Source organism: Opitutia bacterium KCR 482, assembly GCA_029269845.2.
In the GTDB taxonomy this organism is placed as follows: Bacteria; Verrucomicrobiota; Verrucomicrobiia; order Opitutales; family Intestinicryptomonadaceae; genus Merdousia.
This window is the reverse complement of sequence record CP149973.1, coordinates 356,830-379,460: the sequence shown is the minus strand read 5'-3', so window position 1 is coordinate 379,460 and position 22,631 is coordinate 356,830. Positions and strand designations below refer to the sequence as shown.

The window sequence follows — 22,631 nt, the reverse complement described above, 5'->3', positions numbered from 1 at the left end:
TCCATCATCGAAACCTTAATTTAAAACGCGCTTTCAGCTGCGCCAAACGGATTTTATAATTATGAATACAAATATAGAAAATATCAACGATACACGCAAAAAGATTACGTTCTCGTTCGACGCAAAACAGGTCGCCGAAGAAAACGATAAAGTCGTAAAGGACTTTGTAAAGAGCGCGAAAATCCCCGGCTTCCGCCCCGGAAAAGCTCCCGTCAACATGGTCGTAAAACTCTACGCCAAAGACATCAAGGAGCAGCTCGAACGCTCCCTCACGGGCAAGGCAATCGACGCGCTCAACGACATCAAGGAATTCGACGTATACGCTGTCGTCGATCTCAAAAACGAGGAAAAAGACGGCGGCTTCCAGCTCGAATTTACCGCCGACATCTATCCCGAAGTAAAGCTTCCCGAATCGCTCGCGACGAAAGTCGAGCTTGAAAAGACCGACGCCACCGACGAGGAAATCGAAAACGCCGTAAAATTCCACCTCAACCAGCGCGCGAAATACAACGAAGTCGACCGCGAAATCAAGGCGGGCGACTTTGTGCGCCTCTCCTACGCGGGCAAAATCGACGGCGTGTCGGTAAACGAACTCGCCCCCGAAATGCCCCTCTACGCCGATCAGAAATCGACTTGGGAGGAAGCGGGCAACAAGGAAGCCCCCGGAATTCAGGGCGTTGTCCAGGGCATTGTCGGCATGAAGAAGGGCGAAAAGAAAACGCTCTCGCACGAGTTCCCGAAGGACGTCAAGAACGACAAAATCGCGGGCAAGACCGCGCAGTACGAAGTCGAAATCTTCGACATTCGCGAAAAGGAAATGCCCAAGCTCGACGCCGAATTCTTCAAGTCTTTCGACGTGGACTCCGAGGAAAAATTCCGCGAAAAGATTAAGGAAAGCATCGAGAACGAAAAGAAGTCGAACAACGAAATCCTCAAACGCCAGTTCGCCGTCGAACAGCTGATGGAAAAGACCGATTTCAAGCTTCCCGAAAGCGCGGTCGAAGACGAACGCCACTCAATTCTCGAAGAAATGATGATGCGCCTGCTCTCGCAGGGCGCCTCTCGCGAAGACATCGAAAAGAACAAGGAATCCCTCTTCGACAACGCTGGCAAGGAAGCCGAAGGCAGGGCTAAAATGCGCATTTTCCTCAACCGCGTCGCAAAGGCAAACGACCTTAAAATCGACAACGAGGACATGAGCCGCATGCTCTGGCAGGAATCCATGCGCACGCACACAAAGCCCGAAGACCTCATCAAGCAGATTCAGAAGGACAGGGCGCGCGCAAACCGCCTGCGCTCCGACGCGCTTCTGCAAAAGGCCATCAACTTCATCGCCGACAAGGCGGAAGTTTCGATTAAAGCGTAATTTGGCGTTCGACAACGCCCGCTTTTTTGCCAAACGCGATTTTCCCGTTTAACGGGGAGTCGCGTTTGCCGATTTAAAACTTCACATCAAAGGAAACATGGGAGAATATTATATACCTACGGTTTTCGAACGCGACGGCAGAACCGAGCGTTCGTGGGACGTCTATTCGCGCCTTCTGAAAGACAGAATCGTGTTCATCGGCACGCCTATCACCGACGGCGTTGCCAATGCCGTAATCGCCCAGTTGCTCTTTCTCCAAATGGAGGACGCAAAGAAGGACATTCACATCTACATCAACAGCCCCGGAGGCTCGCTAACGGCGGGCATGGCGATTTACGACACCATGAAGTTCCTCCACTGCGACGTGGTGACTTACTGCGTCGGTCAGGCGGCGAGCATGGCGACGATTCTTCTTGCGGCGGGTACAAAGGGCAAACGGTACTCGCTGCCCAACTCGCGCGTGATGATTCACCAGCCCTACGGCGGCGCGACGGGGCAGTCGCGCGACATTTCAATCGCCGCGAACGAAATTCTGCGCTGGCGCAAAAAAATTAACGAAATCCTCTCGAAAGACACGGGGAAATCGGTCGAGCAAATCGAAAAAGACTCGGACCGCGACTTCTTCATGACCGCCGAAGAGGCGGTTGCTTACGGCATCGTCGACAAGGTAATCGAGAGAAAGCGCGACGCGTAGTAATGAAAGACAAATGCAGTTTTTGCGGGCGTCCGATTGACGTCGTGGGCGAGCTTGTCCCCGGCGCGAACGGCGCGACAATTTGCCCGCAGTGCGTCGAGGTTCTCCACAACGCGATAGCCCTGCGAGACGCCAAGTCGAAGCGCAAAGACATGGCGGAATCGCTCGACTTTCAGGTGCGCAAGCCCTCCGAAATGAAGTCCGAGCTTGACAAATACGTTGTGGGGCAGGACGAGGCGAAAAAGGTTTTGAGCGTTGCGGTGTACAACCACTACAAACGCCTGAAATCGGAAATCCTCAAAGAGAAAGCCGACGGCGATTTCGCGGACGTGGAAATCGAAAAGAGCAATGTGCTGCTCATAGGGCCTACGGGCAGCGGCAAAACGTATTTGGCGCGCACGCTCGCAAAAATGCTAAACGTGCCGTTCGCAATCGGCGACGCAACAAATGTAACCGAGGCGGGCTACGTTGGCGAAGACGTCGAAAACATAGTCCTCAACCTCCTGCGGGCGGCGGATTTCGACGTGTCCCGCGCGGAATGCGGAATCGTGTACATCGACGAAATCGACAAAATCTGCCGCAAAATGGAAAACGTTTCCATTACGCGCGACGTCGGCGGCGAGGGCGTCCAACAGGCGCTCCTTAAAATACTCGAAGGCACGGTCTGCAACATTCCCCCGAAGGGCGGAAGAAAACACCCCGACCAAGAGTATATCAGGGTAAACACCCGCAACATACTTTTCATCTGCGGCGGGGCGTTCGTGGGCTTGGACAAAATCATCGCCCGACGCGCCGACGAAAAGGTCATGGGCTTCAACGAAAGCGGCGAAGCGTCGGAGGCCGACGGCAAAAAGAAGTCTTTTAAAGACAAGGTTCAGCCCGAAGACTTGGTGTCGTTCGGCTTCATTCCGGAGTTTATCGGCAGACTTCCCGTTGTCTGCACGCTCAACGAACTTACGAAAGACGACTTGGTTCACATTCTCACCGAGACGAAAAACTCGCTCGTGCGCCAGTATTCCAAGCTGCTTTCGCTCGACGGCGTGAAGCTCGAATTTACAGCCGACGCGGTCGAAGCGGTCGCGCAAAAGGCGATGGACTTCGGCACGGGCGCGCGCGCCCTGCGCTCCATTATGGAAAGCATAATGCTAAACGTAATGTACGAACTGCCCGACGATTCCTCCAAAAAGAAAGTCGTGGTTGACGCGGAAACCGTGAAAAAGACTTTCGAATAATTCGAAACGCGCAAAACGCAAAACCGCGCCCGAAACGGCGCGGTTTTTTGTTGCCCAAAATTGGCGTGCTTTTCGCCGCTTGAAGCGGCGCGGTTTTTCCCGACAGAAGCGGGAGGCGCGGGGAGGGCGGATTAGAAAATCCAGCCGATGCCGCCGCCTACCCAAACGTTGTTGTCCGAGCCTAAATACGCGCCGTTGGGGGCGTATTTGCCGTCGTCGTGGATAGCCCAGCCGACCCCCGCAAACGTGCGCAGGTGCTTGTAGGTGTAGACGAGGTTTGCCTCCGTCTGAATGTAGCTGTATTCAGTCCGCCAATAGCCGCCGCCGACTATTTCGCTGCCCGAAAAACGCTGCGCCCTGACGTATCCGAAAATCGCCTTACTTTCTATTGCAAGACCGCGGATTCCCGTGATTGGTTCGAGGTCTACGCTCGGCGCAAAGCCCGCCGTGAGGCGAAGCTCGTCGTAGGTCGGGTCGTAGCCCGCAAAGACGAAAGGCGCAACGTAGAGCTTGTTTGTGGTAAAGCCTATGTAGATATCGCCGCGCAGGGTTTCGCCGCCCATGCCCTCCACCACAAGACCGGGGCCTACGACGCGCTTTGTGGAATAAATCATGTTGCCGCCGATGTCGATGTCGAGGTACTGGTTGAGGTTGTACTTCCATCCGCCGAAGAAATTGATTTGCTGTGCGTATTTGTTGGCGTCAACGGGCGCGAAGTAGTAGAGGTCGAGGTATCCGTCGCCGCCGAAGAACGCGCCCCTGTCTACGAGGGAGGCAACCGCAGTGAAGTCGCCCACTTTTCTGCCCTCAATGACTCCCGTCGAGTAGCATTCCGCGCCGAGCATTGTGTAGCGTTCGGTGCCAGCGCCCATGATTTTGTCGCCGTCGAAAGTCGTGAAAACGTCCCAAGTGTAGGGGTTTACGTCGTACCAATTTTCGGGCGAGGGGGAAAGCCCGTATTTTGCGGGTTCTCCGAAAGACGTTATTCTTGCGTGCGCGGCGCAGAGCATTGCTGCGGCGCATGCGGTTATAATTGCGCATTTTTTCAACATTCGTCGAATCTACCATAATTCTCCCGCTTGTAAAAGTTTTTTTGCGCGGCGTTCGAATTTTTATTTTTTTCAAGAAAAGAATTGCGAAAGGGCAAGATTTCGCGAAACTGTTTTGAATGATTCGCAGAGTTTTTGTAGAAGAAAAAAACGGACACTCGTCAACCGCGCTCCTCAACGATTTGAAGGGCAACCTTAACATGGAAATTCCCCCAGCGCGCGTGCTCCAACGCTACGATATAGAGGGCGTTGACGACGCGCAGTTCGAGTCCGTCAAAAACCTGATTTTCTGCGAAGCCCCCGTGGAAAATATCTACGAGGAAACGTTCCCGACGGCGGACGGCGACACGGTCTTCGCCGTCGAATACCTCCCAGGGCAGTTCGACCAGCGCGCAGACTCGGCGGAACAGTGCGTGCAGATTGTGGCGAAAACCCGCCCGACAGTCGCGTGCGCCCGAGTCTACGTCTTCGGAAAGGGTCTGTCGGAAAACGACGTCGCGCGTATTAAAAAATACCTCATAAACGCGGTGGACAGCCGCGAGGCGTCCCTCGAAAAGCCCGACACTCTCGTAAAGGCGGCGAAGATTCCGTCGAGCGTCGCGCGAATAGCGGGCTTTGTTTCGATGTCCGACGAGGAAATCGCCGCGCTCCACAAAAAGATGTCGCTTGCGATGTCGGTAAAAGACCTCGCGTTCTGCCGCGACTACTTCGCAAAAACCGAAAAGCGCGACCCCTCCATTACCGAAATCAAAGTGCTCGACACCTATTGGAGCGACCACTGCCGCCACACGACATTCCTTACGCACCTCGAAGACGTAAAAATCGACGGCGGAAAATTCGCAAAGCCGATAGAGGCGGCTTGGCAAAAATACCTTTCAATCCGCGCCGAGCTCAAACTCGCCGAGCGCGGCAAACACGTCTGCCTCATGGACGTTGCCCTCATCGGAATGCGCGCTCTCCGCAAGGCGGGCAAGCTTGCCAACCTTGAAGAAAGCGAGGAAATCAACGCCGCAAGCATCGTCGTCGAAGTCGACGTAGACGGGCAAAAGCAGGAGTGGCTTGTGATGTTCAAGAACGAAACGCACAACCACCCGACGGAAATCGAACCTTTCGGCGGCGCGGCTACATGTCTCGGCGGCGCAATCCGAGACCCCCTTTCGGGCAGAAGCTACGTCTATCAGGCAATGCGCATTACGGGCGCGGGAGACCCCCGCACGCCGTTCGAAAAAACGCTCGCGGGCAAGCTTCCGCAAAAGAAAATCGTAACGGGCGCGGCTAACGGATACAGCAGCTACGGCAACCAAATAGGGCTTGCGACGGGGCAGGTTGTTGAAATTTACGACGAAGGATACGTCGCAAAACGCATGGAAATCGGCGCGGTCGTAGCCGCCGCCCCCCGCGACATGGTATACCGCGGCACTCCCGAAAAGGGCGACGTAATTCTGCTTGTCGGCGGGCGCACGGGGCGCGACGGCATCGGCGGCGCGACGGGTTCGTCGAAAGACCACACCGAAAAGGCTCTCGAAAACTCCGCGGAAGTCCAGAAGGGCGACGCCCCGATGGAACGCAAATTGCAGAGGCTCTTCCGCAATCCCAAGGCGAGCCTGCTCATCAAACGCTGCAACGACTTCGGCGCGGGCGGCGTGTCGGTGGCGATAGGAGAGCTTGCGCCGTCGCTCGAAATCAACCTCGACGCCGTTCCCAAAAAATACCGCGGACTCGACGGCACCGAGCTTGCCATTTCCGAATCGCAGGAGCGCATGGCGGTTGTGGTTTCGCCCGCGGACGCCGAAAAATTCAGGGAATACGCGGCGGAGGAAAACCTCGAATGTACGCACGTTGCGAACGTCACCGACAGCGGCAGACTCGTGATGAAGTGGAAGGGCGACGCCGTCGTAAACCTGCGGCGCGACTTCCTCGACACAAACGGCACGGTCGCGGTGGCTCGCGCGGAAATTACCGAACCCTCGGAAAACACGCCTTTTGCGCCGAACAAAAAACGCGCCTCCGACAAATCCGCGTGGCTCGAAATGCTTTCGTCGCTCAACTGCTGCTCGCAGCGCGGGCTTGTTGAACGCTTCGACTCTTCGATTGGCGCGAGCGCGGTTCTGCACCCCTACGGCGGCGCGAAACTCGCAACGCAGCCGGAGGCGATGTGCTCCAAAATTCCGCTTCTCAAAGGCGACACAAACACGGGCACGCTGTTCTCTTTCGGCTTCAACCCGAACATCTCGAAGTGGAGTCCGTTCCACGGGGCGCAGTACGCAGTGCTCGAAAGCGTCGCGAAAATCGCGGCGGCGGGCGGAGACATATCGCGCATACGCTTCACTTTTCAGGAATATTTCGAAAAACTGCGCGACAATCCGACGCGCTGGGGCAAACCGCTTGCGGCGTTGCTCGGCGCGTTCGAAGCGCAGATGGAGCTGGGGTCGGCGGCAATCGGCGGCAAGGACTCGATGTCGGGTTCGTTCAACGACATCGACGTTCCCCCGACTTTGGTAAGCTTTGCTATGTGCCCGTGCGATGTCCGCAACGCGCTTTCGCCCGAATTTAAAAAGGCGGGTTCGCGCGTCGCGCTCTTGGAGGTCGCAAAACGCGCCGACCTCACGCCCGACTGGGACGACGCCAAGAAAAAATACGCGGCGGTCTACGAAGCGGTCAAGGCGGGGAAAATTCTCGCCGCGCACACACTGCGTTTCGGCGGACTTGCGGAGGCTGTCGCAAAGATGTCGTTCGGCAACGAAATCGGCTTCGAGTTCGACGCCGACTGCGACGCGTTCGATCTCGACTACGGCGCAATGCTCGTGGAACTTGCCGACGGCGCGACGCTCGACGGCGCGAAAATCGTGGGAAAAACAATATCGCGCCCCGAAATCAAAATCGGCTCGGCGGCAATCGAAATTTCCGAGCTTAAAAAGGCGTGGAACGCGCCGCTTGAAGGCACCTTCCCGACGCTTGCGGCGGACTCTCAAAACGGGGAAATCCTCAAACCCTCGTTCGCGAACAAGAACGTCGCCCTTGCGCCGTCGAAGTGCGCCAAGCCGCAGGTGTTCATTCCCGTCTTCCCCGGAACGAACTGCGAATACGACACCGCGCGGGCGTTCGAACGCGCGGGGGCTGTCGCAAAAACTTTCGTGTTCCGCAACATGACCGACGCGGACGTGGCGTTCTCGATTGCCGAGATGAAAAAGCTCATCGACGAATCGCAAATTCTCATGATTCCGGGCGGATTCAGCGCGGGCGACGAACCTGCGGGTTCGGGCAAATTCATCGCCGCAGTCTTCCGCAACCCCGCGCTTACCGACGCAGTTATGCGCCTGCTGAAAGACCGCAAGGGCTTGATTTTGGGCATTTGCAACGGTTTTCAGGCTCTCATCAAGCTGGGTCTTGTGCCTTTCGGCGAAGTCCGCGAATTGAAGCCCGACAGCCCCACGCTCACATACAACAACATCGGCAGACACGTCAGCTGCTATGTCCGCACGCGCGTGGCAAGCACGCTCTCGCCGTGGCTTGCCGACTGCAACGTAGGCGACGAATACATGATTCCCGTCTCGCACGGCGAGGGCAAATTCATAGCCCCGCAGTCGGTGGTTGAATCCCTTGCGCGCAACGGGCAAATCGCAACGCAGTATGTCGACGAAAGCGGAAATCCGAGCGCGTCGATTCCGTTCAACCCGAACGGCTCTCTGCACGCAATCGAGGGCATCACAAGCCCCGACGGACTCGTGTTCGGCAAGATGGGGCACACCGAGCGTTTCGGCGAAAACGTCGGCAAAAACATTGTCGGCAACAAAGTCCAGCCGATATTCGGCGCGGGCGTGAAGTACTTCAAATAACACCCGTTGAAAATTGCGGCGTTCGGGAAATCGGACGCCGCTTTTTTTGCGCCCGCGCTTGCGGTTTGCGAAATTGCGGCAACCGTATCTTGGAGGGATTGCGCGGTTTTTCGGAGGGCTTTGCGGGGGGCGTGATTTGGCGGTCGGGAGGATTTTATCCCGACACCGCGCGGCGTTTTTTTGCGTCGTTTGGGCGATGACTGCCGGCGTCGGCTTGCGGCTGTGTCTTGGCGCGGTTTACAGAAATTTTGCGGTGCGGCTGCGCGGAGATTTCTTTACGTCGTCGGGCGTGCCGCAGGCGACGATTTCGCCGCCAGCCTTGCCGCCGTCTGGGCCCATGTCTATTATGTAGTCGGCGTTTTTTATGACGTCGAGGTCGTGCTCAATTACGACGACCGTCGCGCCGTTTTCGACGAGCTTTTGGAAGACTCCCAGCAGCGTCTGCACGTCGAGCGGGTGAAGCCCGATTGTGGGCTCGTCGAAAACGAAGATGGCGTCCGACTGCCGTTTGTCGATTTCCTCCGCGAGTTTTAGTCGCTGCGCCTCGCCGCCCGAAAGCCCGGGGGTTGCCTCGCCGAGTGTGAGGTATCCAAGCCCGATTTCGCGCAGGGTCTCCAACTTCTGGCGGACGGGCTTCATGTCGGAGCAGGCGTCGATTGCGTCGTTTACGGTCATGTCCATGATTTCGGGCAGGGAGTACTCGGCGCTCTTGTTTTTGCAGGCGCATTTGACGGCGTTCGCCGCGCGGGCGTAGCGCGAGCCGCGGCAGTCGGGGCAGGGAATGTCAACGTCGGGCAGGAACTGGACGTCGAGCGAAATTTCGCCCGTGCCGTCGCATGTGGGGCAGCGCAGTTTGCCCGTGTTGTACGAGAAGTCGCTTGCGGTGTATCCGAGCCGTTTTGCGTCGGCGGTTTTTGCGAAGATTTTTCTGAGGTCGTCGTGGACATTCGCGTAGGTCGCGACGGTCGAGCGCACGTTCACGCCGATGGGAGATGCGTCGATTAGCTTGACGCTCCCGATTCCGCACGCGTCGAGCCGCTTGACGTGCGGCGGCAGGGGCTTGCCCTTGGCGTTCGCTTCGAGCGCGGGGGCGAGGCATTCCAAAACGAGCGTGGTTTTCCCCGAACCCGAAACGCCCGTAATCGCCGTCAGCCTGCCTTTGGGAATTTCGACTGAAAGCGGCTTGACCGTGTGGATTGCCGAAGTCTCCATGCGGATTTTTCCGATGCCGAAAACTTCGCCTTTGGCGGCGCGTTTGCGCGGCGGCACGGCGGTCTTTCCCGAAAGGAATTTGCCGATTTTCGAATCGGGATTTTTTTCGATGTCGGCGACGCTTCCCTGCGCCACGACCCTCCCGCCTTTCGCGCCCGCGTCGGGGCCCATTTCTATCAGCCAGTCGGACTCCGCCAAAATCTTGGTGTCGTGGTCTACGAGCACGACGGAGTTTCCGTCGGCGATGAGGTCGCGCACGACGCCCTTCAAGCCGTCGAGATTCGCGGGGTGCAGCCCTATCGACGGCTCGTCCAGAACGTAGAGAATGCCCGTGGTGCGGTTGCGGACGGCGCGGGCAAGGTACATTCGCTGGCGTTCGCCCGTGGAGAGCGTGGCGGCGGCGCGGTCGAGTTCGAGGTATCCAAGCCCCAAGTCGGAGAGGCGTTTTGCCGTGTTTTTGTACGCGCCGCAAATGCTTTCCGCCATGGGGCGCATTTCGGCTGCCAGCGACTTCGGCACGGCGGCGACCCATTCGAGCGACTCCGCAAGCGGCATTTTGCATACGGCGTCTAACGACAATCCCCCGATTTTCGGCGCGCGCGCGGCGTCGGAAAGCCGAGTTCCGCCGCAGTCGGGGCAGACTTCGGTTTTGAGGAATTTCTCGACGCGCTTGAAGCCCTTTTCGTCCTTCACTTTCGCGAGGGCGTTTTCGACCGTGTAGACCGCGTTGTAGTAGGTAAAATCAAGCTCGCCCGCCTGATTGGAGCTTTTTGCCTTGTAGAAAATATGCTTTTTTTCGGGAGGCCCGTCGAAGACGATTTCGCGCTCCTTTTGCGTAAGCTCGCGGAATGGAACGTCGGTGCGCACGCCCATCGCGCGGCAGACGTCGGTCATGAGCGACCACATCAGCGAATTCCACGGCGCGACCGCCCCGCCGTCGATTGTCAGCGACTCGTCGGGCACGAGTGTTGACCTGTCTACGGTTCTCACAAAGCCCGTGCCGTCGCATTTGCGGCACGCGCCCCTGCCGTTGAACGCCAAATCCTCCGCCGACGGCGCGTAGAACCGCGCTCCGCAAACGGGGCACACAAGCTCTTTTTCGGCGGCGACCGCAAGCGTCGGCGGCAGGTAGTGCCCGTTCGGACACCTGTGGCTTGCGAGCCTCGAAAACATCAGGCGCAGCACGTTCAGCAGCTCCGTCCCCGTGCCGAAAGTGCTGCGAATGCCCGCCGCCGCTGGTCTCTGCCTGAGCGCGAGGGCGGCGGGAACGTAGAGAACTTCGTCCACCTGCGCGGCGGCGGCCTGCGTCATTCGCCTGCGCGTGTATGTCGAGAGCGAGTCGAGATACCGCCGCGAGCCCTCCGCGTACAACACGCCGAGCGCAAGCGACGACTTTCCCGAACCCGACACTCCCGCTATCCCGACAAGCTTGCCGAGCGGAATGTCTACATTAATATTTTTGAGGTTGTGGACGCGCGCGCCCCTGATTTCGATTTTGTCCGCCATGTCTGTGAATGCGCTTTGTCTGTTTTCGGATTTTCGGAAAAAAATACCGCCTGCCGCCGCGCGTTTTCAAGAAATATTTGTCGGACGCAAAAAAGGGGAGGGTTTGCGGATAAATTTCCGGGGGGGGTACGCCGAAAACGAAAGCTCGGGCTTGGGGTAAATCGACCCGTTTTGCACAAAAATGTATGTTTTGCGGGAAAGCGGAACTTTTTTTGCATAAATTTTGAAAAAAAGATTGAAGAGAATTTTTTGTTTCATAAAACAAACAATGATTTTTATGGGAAGTTTTACCTCAGACAAAATTTCCAAATAACTAACTGGAGAAACAAACAAAATGATAGATCCGAAAACAGTAAAAAACAAAGCTCTCGTCGCTTGGGTTGAAAAATGGGCAGCCCATACGACTCCCGACAAGGTGCAGTGGTGCGACGGTTCGCAGGCTGAAGCAGACGAGCTCTTCAATCAGATGATTGCCAAGGGCGCGTGCACAAAGCTCAACCAGGAAAAACGCCCCGGTTGCTACTACTTCCGCTCCGACCCGCGCGACGTTGCGCGCGTAGAAGCGCGCACCTTCATCTGCTCGAAGACGAAAGCGGACGCAGGCCCGACCAACAACTGGATGGACCCCGTCGAAATGAAGGAAAAACTCAACGAACTTTTCAAGGGCTGCATGAAGGGCCGTACGATGTACGTTATCCCGTTCAGCATGGGTCCCATCGGCGGACCCATCTCGCAGATCGGCGTCGAAATTACCGACTCGCCCTACGTTGTGGTCAGCATGCGCATCATGGCGCGCGTTTCGCCCAAAGTTCTCGACGTTCTCGGCGCGGACGGCAGATTCATTCCCTGCGTACACTCGGTTGGCAAACCCATTAACTCGCCCGAAGACGACGTTATTTGGCCGTGCAACCCCGAAAGCACATACATTACACACTTCCCCGAAACGCGCGAAATCATCAGCATCGGTTCGGGATACGGCGGCAACGCGCTGCTCGGCAAAAAGTGCTTCTCGCTCCGTATCGCTTCGGTAATGGGTCGCGACGAAGGCTGGATGGCTGAACACATGCTCATTCTCGGCGTGAAAGACCCGAAGGGTCGCAAGAGCTATGTAACGGGCGCGTTCCCGTCGGCTTGCGGCAAGACGAACTTCGCAATGCTCATCGCTCCCGAAGCCTTGCAGAAAAAGGGCTGGCAAATTACCTGCGTCGGCGACGACATCGCCTGGATTAAACCCGGCCCCGACGGCAAGCTTTATGCCATCAACCCCGAAAACGGCTTCTTCGGCGTTGCTCCGGGCACCAGCATGAAGACGAACCCGAACGCGATGCTCTCGTGCTCGAAGAACACAATCTTCACGAACGTAGCCCTCACGGACGACGGCGACGTTTGGTGGGAAGGCATGACAAAAGAACCTCCGGCGCACCTCATCGACTGGCACGGAAACGACTGGACGCCCGAAAGCGGCACTCCCGCGGCGCACCCGAACAGCCGTTTTGCGGCTCCCATCGCCAACTGCCCCTGCCTCGACGAAAACGCAGACAAGCTTGAAGGCGTTCCGATTTCGGCAATCGTCATCGGCGGACGCCGCCCGAAGGGCATTCCGCTGGTATTCGAATCCTTCAACTGGACGCACGGCGTATACCTCGGCGCAATGATGGGCTCCGAACGCACGGCTGCCGCAGAAGGCAAACAGGGCGAACTCCGTTCCGACCCGATGGCTATGCTCCCCTTTGCGGGCTACAACATGGCAAACTACCTCGGCCACCTCGTCAAGATGGGCAAGAACCTCGAAAAGACCCCGCGCTTCTACCACGTCAACTGGTTCCGCCGCGACGCGGAAGGCAACTTCATGTGGCCCGGATTCGGCGCAAACGCCCGCGTCCTCGCGTGGATTGTCAACCGCCAGAACGGCGAAGCGAAGGCAAAGGAAACGGCTATCGGCTTCGTTCCCGAATACGACGACCTCGACTGGGACGGCATGGAATACTCGAAGGACACGTTCAAGGAGCTGATGACCTACGACCCCGCCACGGTTTCGGCCCAGCCGCTCTCCGAAGAGCTCTTCGAACTGCTCCCGCACTCGCTCAAAGTCGAACGCGAAGCGCTGCTCGAAAGACTCTCCTAATATCGGGGAATATCAAAAAAAGGACAACCGAAAGGTTGTCCTTTTTTTTGCGCCCCGCAAAACGGAATTACGTATTGCGGGGGCGAAGCTGCGCGGCGTTGCCCGCCGCGGGAACGGCTCAGCAGGGCGGCCAGTGGAGGGGGCGTCCGCCCAAAATGTGAATGTGCAGGTGCGGGACGGTTTCGCCCGCCAAAAGCCCGTTGTTGATAACCACTCTGAATCCGTCGTCAAGCCCGCATTTTTTTGCGATTTCGGGTACTTTGAGCATGAGGTGCGCGAGAATCGGCGCGTCGGATTCCTCCGCCTTTGCGAGCCTTTCAATCGGCTTTGCCGGAAACAGAAGAACGTGGACGGGAGCCTGCGGGTTGATGTCGTTTATCGCCGCGCACACGTCGTCGCGGTAAACGAATTTCGCGGGAATCTCGCCGTCTATGATTTTTTCGAATAGGGTTTTCATGCGGCAAAAGATAGACCCCCGCCGCCGACAATGCAAACGGAATTTTCCGTCAGACGAAAATAATTTCGACATTCGGCAGCTCGTAGCGCATGAGATAGTTTTCGACGGTCTCCATGTTTTCGGCAAAAGCCGACTTCCGCGCGGGCGTCATTTTGCCCTTCGACGGCACTCCCGCGCGTTCGAGCGACGACACAACGAGAATCCCGCGCCGATAGCCCGAAAGTCGCTTGGCGGCGTCGGCCACGGCGGCTACGGCAAAGAGCGGGTCGAAGTGCGAGTTTTCGAAGTCGAGCACCTCGACATGCGCGTCGGGGTCGTAGAGCCTGAGGATTCTTTTTGCGAAAGTTTCGAGGGGTATGTCGGCCTCGCCCCGCGCGATCGCCATGTCGATGCCGCAGGCGGCGCCGGCGCAGATGTCGTTTGCAAACGGCGAGCCTGCGGCGAGCATTGCGTTTAGAAATCTCAGCTTTGAATTTTTCGCCATTTCAGAAAAGACTTGCGGTTGTGTCGCGCGGGGCGGCGGAGTGCTTCGCCAGCCATTCTACCGTCGCGTTTTCGAAGCCGTCCATTCTGCAAAGCCCTATTATGAGCAGGGCGCAGGCGAGGGCGTCGTAGGGGGCGCAGTGCCATTTTTTGCGGGAGGGAGGGCAGAATTTTTCGGCGAGGGCGTCAAGCTCTCCTTTCAGCCCGAATGCGTCTATCGCCGAGGAAAGCTTTGCGGAGTCGAGGGTGGGGAAAATCTTTTTAAGCAGCGCGCAGGAGTCTATCCACGGCGACCACGACGCGCGCATTCCTCCGAACGCGAAGTCGGGCACGATTGCCGGCGCGGGGGCGGCGTCGCGCAGAAGCCCGTCTTCGACCGACGCGTTGTGCGCGGCGAAAATTCCCGTCTTGCGCATTTCGCAAAACTCCGCGACACTCTCCGAAAACGGCGGGTGTTTGAACGCCTCTTCGTTGTCGATGCCGAAAAATTCGGCGTCGCGCTGGGGGATTTTCGTCTTCGGGGCGCAAATGCCCGTGCGCAGTTCCGAGACCGCGCCGTTTTCGATTTTCGCAACGCCGTATTCAACGACCCCGATTCTGCGCGAACCCTCGAAGTCGATTGCCAATATCGGAATATTTATGTTTTTCATCTTGCGAAAATGTGCACTGTTTGCGAACATTAGGGGCATGGATACGGAAAGTTTCAAGATTTTTATTAACGAACTCGCCGACAAAAGCGGAGAATACATAGCAAAGAATTTCGGGCGCAAAATCCACGTCGATTTGAAAAAGGACGACTCCCCCGTGACGGAGGTCGATAAAAACACCGAAATAATGATTCGCGAGGCAATCCAGAAAAAATTTCCCTCGCACGGAATAATCGGCGAGGAGTACGGCAACGAGAACGCCGAAGCGGAATTCCAGTGGGTGATTGACCCAATCGACGGCACAAAATCCTTCATTTCGGGCGTGCCGCTTTTCGGGACGCTCATCGGGCTTAGGTTTCAGGGCGAGCCGGTGCTTGGGGTTGTCAACCAGCCGATTTTGAAGGAGAGAATCGTGGGCGACTGCAAAACATGCCTTTTCAACGGAGTCCAAACCGCGCCCTCCAAAAAGACCGACACAAAGGGGATAACCCTGCTTACGTCGGACTCGCGCGAATGCCGCTGGCTGCACTCGGCGGAGGGCTGGGAGGCTCTCGAACGCGAGGCCGCAATCTCGCGCACTTGGGGCGACTGCTACGGATACATGCTCCTCTGCCGCGGGCTTGCCCACGCCATGTGCGACCCCATTCTCGAAGTCTGGGACTTGACCGCAATCCTGCCCGCCCTGCGCGGCTGCGGCGCGGTGTATTCCGACTGGAACGGCGGCGGAAACATCGGTCCGAACGGGCTTGTCGCCACATGCAACGCCGAGATGCACGCGGCGGTTCTGAAAACCCTCAATCCGCAAAAATAGGGCGTGCATTGCGTTTCGTCACGGCGGAATTTTCCGTTAACAAATATAAATGCCGGAAACGAAATTCAAAAAAACGACGCGACTGTTCGACTGGCTTCATTTGGGGGTTCTCGTGCCCGCGAATCCGAAGGCGGTTTTGGGCGTGTTCAAATCGCTAAGGCACAGGAAATTTCTGATATATTTTCTGGGCTTGGGCGTGTCGATGAACGGCTCGTGGATTCAGCAGCTGGCGATGGGCTGGCTCGTGTTTTCCATGACGCATTCGGTTTTCATGCTGTCGCTTGCGGTGTTTTTGTCGCAGATTCCGACGCTGTTCCTGACGCCCTTTACGGGAGTGGTGAGCGACAGGTTCGACAGACGTTGGATTATCTTCTCCACGCAGGCGGCGATGATGCTCCACAGCGCGACGCTCGCGGTGCTGACGCTCACGGGCGTAATCACGATGCCGATGATTTTCGCGCTGTGCCTGTTTCAGGGCGTCGTGATTAGCTTCGACGCGCCCGCAAGGCAGTCGTTCTACGTTTTTCTCGTGCCCAAGGAGGATTTAAGCAACGCGATTGCCATGAATTCGGCGGTCATAAACGGAATGCGCTTTTTGGGGCCGGCAATCGGCGGCGTGATGGTCGCGGCGGTCGGGGAGGGCGTCTGCTTTCTGGTAAATTCGCTGTCGTATTTGGCGATTCTGTTTTCGCTCCTGATTATCAAAACCCCGCATGTGAAATCGACGTTTTCGGCGAAGCGCGCCCTCGCCGACGTCCGCGAGGGCATGGAATACGCGATAGGGACATTCCCGATTCGCGCGCTTGTGTTGCTCTTGGGGGTTGTGTGCTTTTGCGGCTATCCGTTCCAGCTGCTTCTGCCCGCCTTCGCAAAGGGAGAGCTTGGCGGCAACAGCGAACTTCTCGGCACTCTCATGAGCTTCATCGGCGCGGGGACTTTATGCGCGGCTCTCTACTTGGCGGCGCGAAAGAGCGTCTACGGGCTTGGGCGCGTCGTGATTGTCGCGAGCCTACTTTTCGGGACGTCGCTGATTTTGGTTTCGTTTGTGCGGATAGTTCCCGTGGTGTGCGCGCTCTGCTTTTGCATAGGCTTTTCGATGATTTCAATAGCCGCGTCGAGCAACACAATGTTGCAGGCTCTTGTGGACGAGGAAAAGCGCGGGCGCATAATGAGCATATATTCGATGGTGTTTTTCGGAGTGCCGCCCGTCGGAAGCCTTGTTCAGGGCTGGCTTGCGAAGCAGATGCCGATGTCGGCCGTGGTGTTCGCAAGCGGCGTGCTGTGCATTGCGGGCGGGCTCGTGTTCGAGTACTTCCGACCGCAAATACGCTCGTGCGTGCGGGCAATCTACGCAAAGAAGGGGATTGTCATGCCCGAAATCGCGAACGCGTTGCAGTCGTCCAACAGCAAGCATACCTGAGTCGGGAATATACTTGACTTCGCGGGCGTCCGACGCCTAAATCGGCGGTATTGCAAATATTGCGGGGGAATTTTTATATGCGGATATTCGCCAACTTCATGAGACTCCTTGTCGGGCTCGCGGTCTTGTCCGCGGCGGCGGGCATACCCGCGTACTTCACTTCGGTTGACAAGTCCGCAGTGGTCGCGGCGGGAAAGGGAACGCCGACGCCCGTCGATTTGGCGCGGCTGTACCTCGATTCGTCGAAAATCTCGGCGGCGGTTGTTTTGGCGGACGCCGCGGCGGAGGGAGACGCGATTTCGAAAGACGTTTCGGAGGCATACAAAAAGCACCCGTCGTGGCGCATTGCCGGCGGCGACGCTCCGTATTTTTCGGCGTTCCTTTCGACAATAGACGCGTCGAAATACGGCGGGGGCACGGCGGTCTACGGCATACTTTCGCTCGGCGAAAACAGGGCGAAACTCTTGGAGTTTCTCTCGGAAACGCAGTCGGAGTTCGTTAAAAGGATTCTCGCGTTGCGCGGCATGACGAGCGCGCTGCTGCCGCCCGTATTCGGCTCGGCTGGCGCGCCCCTCGACGCCGCCTTGCTTACGACGGCTCTCCTTGCGCAGTCGGGGGACTTTCCGCCCGACTTCCTCAAAAGCTTTTCGGCAACCCTCAACGCCTCGCAGACCGACACTGCCGAAAAGGAACGCCTTGAAAAATACTGCCTCGGCGTCTTGGTGCTTTCGAAAAAGTGCGACTGGGTTTTGCTGCGCTCGATTTTCGCGAGGTTTTCGGAAATCGGCGAAGTCTACGATTTCGCCAAGCTCTGCGGAGACTCTCCCGACGATTTCAAACTGCTTGCGGCGGCGGCGATTTCGGGCTGCGGAGTTGCCGACAGCATTAAATATCTTTCCGACCCCGACCGCAGGCGCGACTTCGCCTTTGCCTACATGCACGGCGAGGGCGCGGCGAAATTCCTGCTGTCCGCCGACAAACCCATTTACCGCGATTCGTACGCGGCGAAGATTTTCTCGCCCGCGCTGTCGCCGATACGCGAATTTCTGGGCGGCGTTGCGGCGCGGCACGGAGCTGCGCTGCTTTCGCTAAAAATTTTCCTGAGCATAATAGGCGGATATATGGCGGTGAGGGGGGCTGTGCGGATATTCTCTCGCCGCCGCGACACGCCGTCGTGGCGCTCGACGCTCGCGCTCGGACGCGGACTTTTGGAGGGCGCAATGGTGTCGCTTTTCGTATTTTTGGCGTTCGAGCCCGACGCGTTCAAAATAAAAATCGAGAGCGCGGAAAATACGCCCGCGCCCGAATTAAAATTTGCATTTGAAAAAGTAGTAAACACAATCGGAGAGGAGACTATGAAATTCGAATCTGATTCGGCAACATTGGCGGCGGTGGGACTGTTTTTTGTCATGCAGTTCACAGTCTATCTCGTCAGCCTGATTCGCCTTGCGGCAATCAAGCGGACGGTCGCGCCAGCAAAACTCAAACTCAAACTGCTCGAAAACGAGGACAACCTTTTCGACCTCGGCCTGTACATCGGCTTGGCGGGCACGGTGGTTTCGCTGGTGCTGCTTACGATGGGCATCGTCACGGCGAGCCTCATGGCGGCGTACGCCTCGACGCTTTTCGGCATTCTTTTCACCGCCACAATAAAAATCGGGCACGTCAGAGGATACAGGCGAAAGCTCTTGATAGAGGCGGAAAACGAGGACTAATATGAGCACAATACACCCCACGGCAATTTTGGGAGAAAACGTCCTGCTCGGCGAAAATGTCGTAGTGGGCGCGTACGCAATAATAGAGGGCGGCGCGCAAATAGGCGACGGCTGCGTGATAGAGCCGCACGCGCGGGTCTGCGGCTGGGCGAGAATCGCGGAAAACTGCAAGATAGGCTCGTTTGCGGTAGTCGGCGGCGAACCGCAGGACCTGCATTTCGACAGCTCCGTGCCGTCCTACGTCGAAATCGGCGCAGGCTCCGTCATACGCGAAAGCGCGACGGTGCACAGGGCGACCTTCGCGGAATCGGCGACGAAAATCGGCAAATGCGCCCTCATGATGGCGTCGTCGCACGTCGGGCACGACTGCGTTGTTGGCGACAATTACATCGCGGGCTGCTTCTCCGCCCTCGCGGGGCACGTTCACGTGGGCAAAGACGTTTTCGTAAGCGGCGGCGTAATGATTCACCAGCGCGTGAGAATAGGCGACGGCGTGATTGTAAGCGGAAACTCGGCGTCGTCGATGGATATTCCCCCGTACACGATTGCGCACTCGCGCAACAGGCTGAGCGGGCTGAACCTAATCGGCATGACGCGCCGCAAAATGCCCCGCGCGGAAATCGCGGAGGTGAAGTCGCTCTACGCGGGCGTCTACGCCAACCCCTCCGCCCGCAAAAACGCCCTTGCGCTGATTGAATCGGGCGCGGCGAAAACCCCCGCGGGCGAAAACTTCCTGAACTTCTTTGCGGCGGAAGGCCGCCATTACCTCTCGCCGTTCACGGGCAGGGAGAAGTAAAAATTATGGATTTTTCCGAAAAAAAACTTGCAATCACAATCGGCGACCCGTCGGGGGTCGGCGCGGAAATAATCCGCAAGTGGGCTGTGGAAAACCCCGATTTGGCGCGGAAGACGGAGGTTATTGCGCACGCAAAATTTCTCGAAACGCTGCCCGATACCGTTTCGAAACGCGCCGTAGGCTCGCCTGAGTTCGAAGCCGTTGCGGGCGAACCCTGCGCGGAGGGCGCGATGGTCGCGTTCGAGTCTCTCGAAGCGGCGGCGAAAGGCTGCGCCGACGGGCTTTACAGGGCGGTTGCGACTGCCCCGATTTCGAAATTCGAAATGCGCAAAGTGGGCTTCGACTTCGCGGGGCAGACGGAATTTTTTGCGTCGCGCTGGGGCGGAACTCCCGTAATGGCGTTCGCGGGCGAAAAACTTCTGCTTGCGCTCGCAACTTGGCACGAACCTCTGCGAGACGTGCCCGACTCGCTCGACGCGAAAAAAATCTCCCGCGCGGTCGGGGCGGCGTGCTCGCTTGCGCGTAAAGTGCGCGGAATCGAACACCCCCGCATTGCCGTTTGCGGACTCAACCCGCACGCGGGCGAGGGCGGCATTCTGGGCGTAGAGGAAATCCGCGTAATCAATCCCGCGCTCGACAGGCTCCGCTCGGAAAAATACCCGAATTTGTCGGTTGCGCTCCCTCCCGATACCGTCTTCGAGCGCGCGCTAAAAGGCGAGTTCGACTGCATTGTGTCCATGTACCACGACCAGGGGCTTGCTCCGCTGAAAGCCTTGGAGTTCGACAAAGCAGTAAACGTCTCAATGAACCTGAAATGGGTGCGCACAAGCCCCGACCACGGCACGGGGTTTTCGATTGCTGGCAAGTCGATAGCGTCGGCTTCGAGCTTCGGGGCGGCGGTCGAGCTTGCGTTCAAACTTTCGGAAAAGTAGGGGCGCGGGCGGCGATTTTCGGGGCAATCGCGCTCGGCTTGGCAGTTTACCGCCGCCGCAAGTAAAAAAGCAAATTCGGCACGCAAAAACGCTTCGGAGAAATTCGAAGCGCCTTTTTTTGCGCGCGCAATGGTAGGGCAGGGGCGAAGGAAAATTAAAATTCGCGCTTTATTCTATTGACATTACAAACTCCTTCTTCATTTTTTCATTATACTAAACAATAAACCATCCATGAGAAAAACAGCAACAATAGTCTCTCTTTTTGCCGCAAGCTGCGCTTTTGCGGCATTCACCGAAACCGAAACCGACTTCAATGGCGTAAACGGCTGGACAATTTCTGGCAGCGGCTCGGCTTCCGAACTCGGAGCGCAGAACACAACCGCGCTTTTGCTCGACAACGCCACAATCGATTTCGATTCGACAGACGGCTTGGAAATCAAGGTCGGCAGCGGTGCTGCGTTCCAGTACGCAAAATATTCAATCGGCATTAAGGGCGATGTAGTCCTCAATTTCAAGAGCGGCTCGAACGCCAGCCTTACCGCAAGCAAAGGCATTGCGACCTCCTACGACGGCGGCAATATCGGCGGCAATTTGACAGTCAACGTCGAAAAAGGCTACCTCGGAAAATTGAGCGTTCCCGTTTTTGGCTGCGCCTACAATGGCGGTCAGACTTTCGCCAAGCTCACTATGAACCTGCACAGCGCATACGCACTCAATCAGACGCGTATGTTCGTTAGCAAACAGACAACAGTCAGCATGAGCGCCGACCAGAGCATTAGGTGGGACGTCCGCAATTCCAAGGATAAAGGCATTTTAGGCCTGAATATTACCGACGGCGCGTCGCTCTTTGTAGTTGGGGGCGATTACGCAATTAACTATGCGTCGGGTTCGTCCGTGATGCTCATGGGCGACGACCTCATGGACGGCTACATTTACTTTGTAAGCTCCATGGTTGCAAGCTTCGACAACGACGCCAAGACCATCACATTGAAGGGCATGAACAACGGCGTTGAAAACCTGCACACAGTCTCGTTTGTAGACAAGGACGGCAATGCGGTTAACGGCGACTCCTACGCAAATTTTGAAATCGGCGAAAAGACAATCGACGGCGTTAAATACACCTATGCGACTATGACGTCGATTCCCGAACCCGCGACATGGGCGGCGATTTTCGGGGCAATCGCGCTGGGCTTGGCAGTCTACCGCCGCCGCAAATAGTGCAATTCGGAAGGTTGTTTTTCAAGACGCTTCGGACGGGTATCCGAGGCGTCTTTTTTTTTGCGCCCCAGAGGCTTGCGATAGGTGGGGGAGATTTTTTTTCACAATTTTCTGTTGACTATTCAAACTTCCTTTCCATTTTAATATTTTATCAACCCCAAAAATCCATCATGAGAAAAACAGCAACAATACTCTCTCTTTTCGCCGCAAGCTGCGCTTTTGCGGCGTTTACCGAAGTCGATACAGACTTCAATGGCGTAAACGGCTGGACAATTTCTGGCAGCGGCTCCGCTTCCGAAATACAAAGTCAAGACACTACCGCGCTTTTGTTCGATAACGCGACGGTTGATTTCGATACCACGGGCGACGCTACAATTAATGTCGGCGATGGCGCAATGTTCCAGTTCGCAAAATATTCAATCGGCACAAAAGGCAATGTTGTTCTCAACTTCAAGAGCGGTTCCACTGCAAGCCTGATTACATCAAAAGGTCTTGCCACTTCCGCTGACGCTGGCACAACAGCGGGCTATGTAGTTCTTAACGTTGAAAAGGGCTATGCGGGTACAATAAAACTTCCCGTAATCGGCGTGGTTCGTGGTAACATTGAAATGAACCTCCATAATGCGTATGCTCTCAACAACACGCGCGTTTATGTCTCGAATGTATGCAAGCTCAATATGAGCGCAGACCAGAGCATAATATGGGACGTTCGCAATCCCAATTCCGCGGTTTTCCAAATCAACATTACGAATGACGCTGCCTTGTTTGTGCAGGGATGGGGTGGTGCTGGTTTTGCTTCATACCCAACCTCTATCGTGAAGCTTACTGGCGAAAACCTCATGGACGGCTCCATATATTTCATCAAATCTTTGGTAGATTCATTCGACAATGACGCCAAAACAATTACCCTTGTTGCGAATGGCAAATTCCAACTTCTTTCTTTTGTAGACAAGGACGGAAACGCGGTTAATAACGAATCTTATTCGAACTTTGAAATCGGCGAAACGACAATCGACGGCAAAGATTACATTTTCGCAACTGTGACGTCGATTCCCGAACCCGCGACATGGGCGGCGATTTTCGGGGCAATCGCGCTCGGCTTGGCAGTTTACCGCCGCCGCAAGTAAAAAAG

17 protein-coding genes are annotated in these 22,631 nt (G+C 56.6%); 12 read left to right on the top strand and 5 right to left on the bottom strand.

Annotation, left to right across the window (positions count from 1 at the left end; genetic code table 11):
• Positions 1–61 precede the first annotated feature (61 nt).
• The 3 genes from tig (at position 62) to clpX (ending at position 3,292) form a co-directional block, all read left to right on the top strand.
• On the top strand, positions 62–1,366 hold the full coding sequence (gene tig / locus P3B99_001550; protein ID WYJ07814.1) for a trigger factor: 1,305 nt from the start codon (positions 62–64) through the stop codon (positions 1,364–1,366).
• Between the two features lie 97 nt (positions 1,367–1,463).
• Positions 1,464–2,060 (top strand): ATP-dependent Clp protease proteolytic subunit, encoded by a 597-nt coding sequence (locus P3B99_001545; protein WYJ07813.1) that lies wholly within the window; start codon positions 1,464–1,466, stop codon positions 2,058–2,060.
• Positions 2,061–2,062: 2 nt separating this feature from the next.
• Positions 2,063–3,292, top strand: a complete 1,230-nt coding sequence (clpX, locus tag P3B99_001540) for an ATP-dependent Clp protease ATP-binding subunit ClpX (protein WYJ07812.1) — start codon at positions 2,063–2,065, stop codon at positions 3,290–3,292.
• Positions 3,293–3,423: 131 nt separating this feature from the next.
• Here the strand turns inward: clpX and P3B99_001535 are convergent, their stop codons facing one another.
• The gene (locus tag P3B99_001535; GenBank protein ID WYJ07811.1) at positions 3,424–4,344 is read right to left on the bottom strand and encodes a hypothetical protein; all 921 of its coding nucleotides are present in this window, start codon (positions 4,342–4,344) and stop codon (positions 3,424–3,426) included.
• Positions 4,345–4,460: 116 nt separating this feature from the next.
• On the opposite strand from P3B99_001535, the gene P3B99_001530 reads away from it, so the two are divergent.
• A complete protein-coding gene (locus tag P3B99_001530) occupies positions 4,461–8,177 on the top strand; it encodes a phosphoribosylformylglycinamidine synthase (protein WYJ07810.1) in 3,717 nt (1,238 codons plus the stop codon).
• A 237-nt stretch (positions 8,178–8,414) separates the two neighbouring features.
• On the opposite strand, the gene P3B99_001525 is transcribed toward P3B99_001530, so the two are convergent.
• Entirely contained in the window at positions 8,415–10,895 is a 2,481-nt protein-coding gene (locus P3B99_001525; GenBank protein ID WYJ07809.1) for an excinuclease ABC subunit UvrA, read from the bottom strand.
• Positions 10,896–11,229: 334 nt separating this feature from the next.
• Between P3B99_001525 and P3B99_001520 the strand changes: the two genes are divergently transcribed.
• On the top strand, positions 11,230–13,020 hold the full coding sequence (locus P3B99_001520; protein WYJ07808.1) for a phosphoenolpyruvate carboxykinase (GTP): 1,791 nt from the start codon (positions 11,230–11,232) through the stop codon (positions 13,018–13,020).
• 118 nt (positions 13,021–13,138) lie between these two features.
• Here the strand turns inward: P3B99_001520 and P3B99_001515 are convergent, their stop codons facing one another.
• The 3 genes from P3B99_001515 to P3B99_001505 are packed head-to-tail and all read right to left on the bottom strand — an operon-like array spanning position 13,139 to position 14,610.
• Positions 13,139–13,477: a histidine triad nucleotide-binding protein gene (locus tag P3B99_001515; protein WYJ07807.1), complete on the bottom strand. Its 339-nt coding sequence runs from the start codon at positions 13,475–13,477 to the stop codon at positions 13,139–13,141.
• 49 nt (positions 13,478–13,526) lie between these two features.
• Positions 13,527–13,961, bottom strand: coding sequence for a hypothetical protein (locus tag P3B99_001510; protein ID WYJ07806.1), 435 nt, complete (start codon positions 13,959–13,961; stop codon positions 13,527–13,529).
• Position 13,962: 1 nt separating this feature from the next.
• Complete coding sequence (locus tag P3B99_001505) at positions 13,963–14,610, bottom strand: 3'-5' exonuclease (protein WYJ07805.1); 648 nt, start codon at positions 14,608–14,610, stop codon at positions 13,963–13,965.
• A 37-nt stretch (positions 14,611–14,647) separates the two neighbouring features.
• On the opposite strand from P3B99_001505, the gene P3B99_001500 reads away from it, so the two are divergent.
• The 7 genes from P3B99_001500 to P3B99_001470 all read left to right on the top strand — a co-directional run bounded on the left by P3B99_001500 (position 14,648) and on the right by P3B99_001470 (position 22,626).
• Complete coding sequence (locus P3B99_001500; GenBank protein WYJ07804.1) at positions 14,648–15,418, top strand: inositol monophosphatase family protein; 771 nt, start codon at positions 14,648–14,650, stop codon at positions 15,416–15,418.
• Between the two features lie 49 nt (positions 15,419–15,467).
• On the top strand, positions 15,468–16,838 hold the full coding sequence (locus P3B99_001495; GenBank protein WYJ07803.1) for an MFS transporter: 1,371 nt from the start codon (positions 15,468–15,470) through the stop codon (positions 16,836–16,838).
• 77 nt (positions 16,839–16,915) lie between these two features.
• Positions 16,916–18,553, top strand: a complete 1,638-nt coding sequence (locus P3B99_001490) for a hypothetical protein (GenBank protein WYJ07802.1) — start codon at positions 16,916–16,918, stop codon at positions 18,551–18,553.
• Position 18,554: 1 nt separating this feature from the next.
• Positions 18,555–19,349: an acyl-ACP--UDP-N-acetylglucosamine O-acyltransferase gene (gene lpxA / locus P3B99_001485; protein WYJ07801.1), complete on the top strand. Its 795-nt coding sequence runs from the start codon at positions 18,555–18,557 to the stop codon at positions 19,347–19,349.
• 5 nt (positions 19,350–19,354) lie between these two features.
• The gene (gene pdxA, locus P3B99_001480; protein WYJ07800.1) at positions 19,355–20,281 is read left to right on the top strand and encodes a 4-hydroxythreonine-4-phosphate dehydrogenase PdxA; all 927 of its coding nucleotides are present in this window, start codon (positions 19,355–19,357) and stop codon (positions 20,279–20,281) included.
• Between the two features lie 231 nt (positions 20,282–20,512).
• Positions 20,513–21,499: a PEP-CTERM sorting domain-containing protein gene (locus P3B99_001475; GenBank protein ID WYJ07799.1), complete on the top strand. Its 987-nt coding sequence runs from the start codon at positions 20,513–20,515 to the stop codon at positions 21,497–21,499.
• Positions 21,439–22,626, top strand: a complete 1,188-nt coding sequence (locus P3B99_001470) for a PEP-CTERM sorting domain-containing protein (protein ID WYJ07798.1) — start codon at positions 21,439–21,441, stop codon at positions 22,624–22,626. Before P3B99_001475 ends, P3B99_001470 begins: the two co-directional genes overlap by 61 nt.
• Positions 22,627–22,631: the final 5 nt, after the last annotated feature.